Annotated in this window: 1 protein-coding gene; it reads left to right on the forward strand. The window is 65.7% G+C overall.

Going from position 1 to position 1118, the window contains the following annotated elements:
- The first annotated feature begins 56 nt into the window (after positions 1–56).
- Positions 57–1091: an IS630 family transposase gene (locus tag KAK06_RS23985; RefSeq protein WP_210804701.1), complete on the forward strand. Its 1035-nt coding sequence runs from the start codon at positions 57–59 to the stop codon at positions 1089–1091.
- Positions 1092–1118: the final 27 nt, after the last annotated feature.

A 1118-nucleotide genomic window follows, 5' to 3' on the forward strand; every position in this document is an offset into this window, starting at 1 on the left:
TATTGATCCGGCATTGAAATGTTGAACTTTTCCGGACGCGTAGAGTCTGACCCTGCATGGACAAGATCGACTCTCGAACGCTGCCGCTGGAGGCCCTCAACGAGCGCAGGCGCCGGGCGGTGAAGATGCGGCTGGATGGCGTGCCCTTGCAGGAGGTGGCGGTGCAGTGCGAGCTCTCGCGCACCACCGTGATCGCCGCGGTCAAGGCATTCCATGCGGGCGGCTGGAAGGCGGTGATGGTGGAGCGGCCGGGTCGCCCGGTGGGCACGGGTCGCACCCTCACCACGCAGCAAGAGCGTGAGGTGCAGCAACTCATCCGTGACCGTACGCCGGACCAACTGAAGATGGTCTACGCGCTGTGGACGCGCCAGGCGGTGGCTGAGCTGATCCGGGATCGCTTCGGCATCGAGCTGCCGGTGCGTACGATGGGCCTGTACCTCTCGCGCTGGGGCTTCACGCCGCAGAAGCCCATGAGGAAGGCCTACGAGCAGTCGCCTGCGGCGGTGCAGAAGTGGCTCGACGAGCAGTACCCCATCATCGCGGCGTGCGCCAAGGTGGAGGGAGCCGAGATCCATTGGGGCGACGAGACGGGCCTTCGCAGCGACGACGTGCGCGGGCGCAGCTTCGCGCCGCAGGGCCAGACGCCGGTGGTGCGGGTGAACAACAAGCGCCACGGCCTGTCGATCATCTCCACGGTCACCAGCCGCGGCACGATGCGCTGGAAGATCTTCGACGGAGCGCTCAACGCCGACATCCTGATCGACTTCATGAAGCGGCTCATCCGCGACGCCGGGCGCAAGGTCTACCTGATCCTGGACAACCTGCGGGTGCACCACAGCAAGCCGGTGAAGGCGTGGCTGGCCGAGCACGAGCGGGAGATCGAGGTGTTCTACCTGCCCAGCTACAGCCCGGAGCTCAACCCCGACGAGATGGCCAACGCGGACCTGAAGCAGGCGGTGACGAAGCTCGCCCCGGCGCGCACGAAGCTGCAACTTGTGAAGGCCGCGGCGCGCCACCTGCGCAGCGTGCAGAGGCAGCCCGAGCGGATCAAGAGCTACTTCGAGCATGAGCCGGTTCGGTATGCGGCTTGAGTTCAACACTTTGATGCCGGCTCAATA

Origin of the sequence: Ideonella aquatica (assembly GCF_018069755.1) — a bacterium.
GTDB classification, from domain to species: domain Bacteria; phylum Pseudomonadota; class Gammaproteobacteria; order Burkholderiales; family Burkholderiaceae_C; genus Ideonella; species Ideonella aquatica.